General features: G+C 58.2%; 3 protein-coding genes and 1 tRNA gene. 3 read left to right on the plus strand and 1 reads right to left on the minus strand.

The genetic code is table 11. The features are described 5' to 3' along the window. Both ACT8X9_RS13040 and ACT8X9_RS13045 read left to right on the plus strand, forming a co-directional pair. Positions 1 to 684, plus strand: a 684-nt coding sequence (locus ACT8X9_RS13040; protein WP_444269280.1) for an ABC transporter permease subunit, incomplete at its 5' end; no start/stop codon positions are given. 462 nt (positions 685 to 1146) lie between these two features. Further along, positions 1147 to 1461, plus strand: a complete 315-nt coding sequence (locus tag ACT8X9_RS13045; protein ID WP_444269281.1) for a hypothetical protein — start codon at positions 1147 to 1149, stop codon at positions 1459 to 1461. 99 nt (positions 1462 to 1560) lie between these two features. On the opposite strand, the gene ACT8X9_RS13050 is transcribed toward ACT8X9_RS13045, so the two are convergent. Beyond that, the gene (locus ACT8X9_RS13050; protein ID WP_444269282.1) at positions 1561 to 2931 is read right to left on the minus strand and encodes an NCS2 family permease; all 1371 of its coding nucleotides are present in this window, start codon (positions 2929 to 2931) and stop codon (positions 1561 to 1563) included. 354 nt (positions 2932 to 3285) lie between these two features. On the opposite strand from ACT8X9_RS13050, the gene ACT8X9_RS13055 reads away from it, so the two are divergent. Beyond that, positions 3286 to 3370, plus strand: a tRNA-Tyr gene (locus ACT8X9_RS13055). Positions 3371 to 3602: the final 232 nt, after the last annotated feature.

Below are 3602 nucleotides of genomic sequence, written 5' to 3' on the forward strand. Positions count from 1 at the left end.
CTGCCCACCCCTGTGGTCTTCATCCTCGTCATCGCCATCTGCGCCATCGTGGGCCTGTGCAACGGCCTCGTGGTCAGCTACCTGAAGGTCCAGCCCTTTATCGCTACGCTGGGTATGCAGCAGGTGGTCTACGGTATCTGCCTCGTCTACACCGGCGGTACCCCCATCGGCTCTCTGAACAAGGACTTCACCTCTCTGGCCTCCAACACCCTCTTCGGTGTTCCTGTGCTGATCATCATCGCCCTCTTCGTGGCCTGCTGCTTCTGGTTCCTGTACAACAAGACCCGTCACGGCAAGTACATGTACGCCATCGGCGGCAACGAGGCTGCTGCTGAGGTGGCCGGTGTCAATGTTTACGCCACCAAGATCCGCATCTACATTCTGGCCTCCTGCATGTTCGGTCTGGCAGGCTGCCTGCTGGCTGCAAAGTCCGGCGGCGCATCCGTCAACACTGCAATGGGCTATGAGCTGGACGCCATCGCGGCTTCCACCATCGGCGGCGTCTCCACCACCGGCGGCGTCGGCACGGTCCCCGGCATCCTCGTCGGCGTGCTGGTCTTCGAGCTGATGAAGGTCGCTCTGCAGTTCATGAACGTCAACTCTTCTTACACCTACATCGTGCAGGGCCTTGTCATCATCGTGGCTGTCGCCATCGATATTCGCAAGTACCTCGCAAAGAAGTAAATCCCCCGGAAGAGAGCGCTTATCGGGCCGCCCACTCGTTGCAGTGGGCGGTCCACTTTGTTATAATAGGAATAGCCTTCTCAGGCGCTTACGCGCCAGCTCTCCCAGAGGGAGAGCCGTTGGCAGGCCGGGAAACTTCGCCTCTTCGCCAGAGGCTCCCCTACTAGGGGAGCTGTCGAGCGTATGCGAGACTGAGAGGTTGTACGGAGACGAGCCTATCCTCGAGCCAAAGCCTCTCCCTTTGGGAGAGGTGGCACGCCGCAGGCGTGACAGAGAGGGGCAAGGATGCTGGCGGGAAAGGATGAGCGCGGCGGCCGCATCGCTCTGACAAAGGGCCAGCTTATCGCTGTGCAGCGGCTCTGTCGTGCCGGGCTTGCCCTCTCAGGCGCTCACGCGCCAGCTCTCCCAGAGGGAGAGCCTTCCCGAAGGGGAGAACACCATCTAAAAACAGGAGACACAACTATGACCGAAAAAGAACAAGCCGCCCGCGAGGCGGAGCTGGCCCGGCGGGAAGCCGCTCTGGCGGCCCGCGAAGCCCAGCTGGAGCAGGAGCAGGCCAAGCTCGAAGCAGCCCGTGCAGAGGCTCCGGAGGGCCGCAAAACGTTCCTCAACAACAATGACCCCGATTTCGTCAACCCGAAAGAGAAGCTCTACGATAAGTTCCCGCTGACGGTGCACCAGATGGATATTATCATCGGGGTGCTGTTCGCCCTCATCGTCCTGTTTCTGGTGCTGGGCATGACCCATACCAGCTTTTTCGGGCTGTTCGGCGGCTGAACTGCCGCCCTCCCCGGGGTGCACCTGCAACAATAAGCGCAGAAAAAAGCCCTTCGCCAGACAAAAATGGCGAAGGGCTTTTGCTGTTGCCGGGAGCGTTTACAGCAGGACGTACTTGAGGATGAAGAGGATGGTCAGAACGTACATCAGGGGGCTGATCTTCTTCTCCTTGGCCTTGCCGGTGACGACATTGATGATGGTCCAGGAGATGACGCCGATGGCGATGCCCTCCGAGATGCTGTAGGCAGTGGGCATGGCCAGAATGGTCAGGAAGGCGGGGATGCCCTCGCTGGGCTCAGAGAAGTCGATCTTGATGGCAGAACCCATCATGTAGAAGCCCACGATGATGAGGGCCGGAGCGGTAGCGAAGGAGGGGATGGTCAGGAAGAGGGGGCTGAACACCACGGCCAGCAGGAACAGCACGCCGGTGGTCATGGAGGTCAGGCCGGTGCGGCCGCCCTCGGTGACGCCGGAAGCGCTCTCGACGAAGGTGGTGGTAGTGGAAGTGCCCAGCACAGCACCGGCGCAGGTGGCGATGGAGTCGGCCATCAGCGCGCCCTTGATGTGGGGCAGCTTGCCCTCCTCGTCCAGCATATCGGCCTTGGAAGCGACGCCGATGAGGGTGCCCAGCGTGTCGAACAGGTCAACAAAGAGGAAGGAGAACATGACGGCGAAGAAGTTCAGGATGCCCACGCCGGAGAAGTCGGTCTTGAACACCTGCCCGAAGGTCTTGCCCAGTGCGGAGAAGTCGAAGCTGACAAAGCTGGTGGGGATGACGGAGTACATCCCTGCGTCGGGGTTGGGGATATAAATGCCAGTCAGCTCGCAGACGATGCCGAGCACCCATGTGATGAGGATGCCGTAGAGGATGCCGCCCTTGACGTGCTTCACCAGCAGGATGGCAGTAATGACCACGCCCAGCAGAGCGAGGATAGCGCCCACGCCCACAGAGGAGAAGGTCTCACCCTTGAAGTGCTGGTAGGTGACGAGGGTGGAGTCGCTGTTGACGATGAGCTTGGCATTCTGCAGGCCCACGAAGGCCACGAACAGGCCGATGCCCACGCTGACAGCGCTCTTGAGGGTCATGGGGATGGCGTTGAAGATGCCCTCACGCACGTTGGTCAGGCTCAGCACGATGAAGATGATGCCCTCGACGAAGACGGCCATCAGGGCCAGCTGCCAGCTGTAGCCCATCGTGAGAACGACGGTGTAGGCAAAGTAGGCGTTCAGGCCCATACCGGGGGCCAGCGCGAAGGGGTAGTTGGCCAGCAGAGCCATCAGGGCAGTGCCTACGAAGGATGCCAGCGAGGTGGCAATCAGGACTGCGTTGGCATCCATGCCGGAAGCGGAAAGGATGCTGGGGTTGACCGCAAGGATGTAGGCCATCGTCATGAAGGTGGTGATACCGGCCATGACTTCGGTCTTGACGTCGGTGTGGTTCTCTTTCAGGTGAAAGATTTTTTCGAACATGAAAGTTCCTCCTGTCTTTGTGTGAAACTCCCGCCGCCCGCAAGCAGCCGGGAAAGGACAAAGCCTATTGTAGCACGGACGTCCGACATTTGTCCACCGGAAAAATACAAAAAAGTCACGTTTTTGTAAAAGATGATGAATGAGTACGACTCTTGGAGCATTATTTCGGTGAGCGTATATGAAAATATCCATCATGCCGCCCATGGACTTGTGCCGCAGACGGTCTTGGCGCGGGGATCGGTAAAGTCGGAGAGCGTGTCTTTTTCTTGGGAAATATCAAAATAGCTGTTGACAAAACGGGAAAGCTATGATAAACTAAACAAGTCGTCCGGCAACGGACACGAAAATGAATAAGGGCGTGTTCCCGAGTGGCCAATGGGGACAGACTGTAAATCTGCTGCTTTCAGCTTCGGTGGTTCGAATCCACCCGCGCCCACCAAAAAATCCAGCGTAGTAATTACGCTGGATTTTTGTTTTACATGGAATCTTGAGTTTCACTATCTAGGGTGGATTCGAACAGCATCGGCCCGCCGTACAGTCCGGCGGGCAAAAAAGCCCCAGCGGGGCTTTTTTAGATGCGCGGCTTGCGTAATCCACCCGCGCCCATGAAAAAGCCGCTAGTGTAGAGATACACTGGCAGTTTTCTTTTGTATAAGCGTCAGACTCACAAT

Origin of the sequence: Faecalibacterium sp. (genome assembly GCF_052358865.1) — a bacterium.
GTDB classification, from domain to species: Bacteria; Bacillota; Clostridia; order Oscillospirales; family Ruminococcaceae; genus Faecalibacterium; species Faecalibacterium butyricigenerans.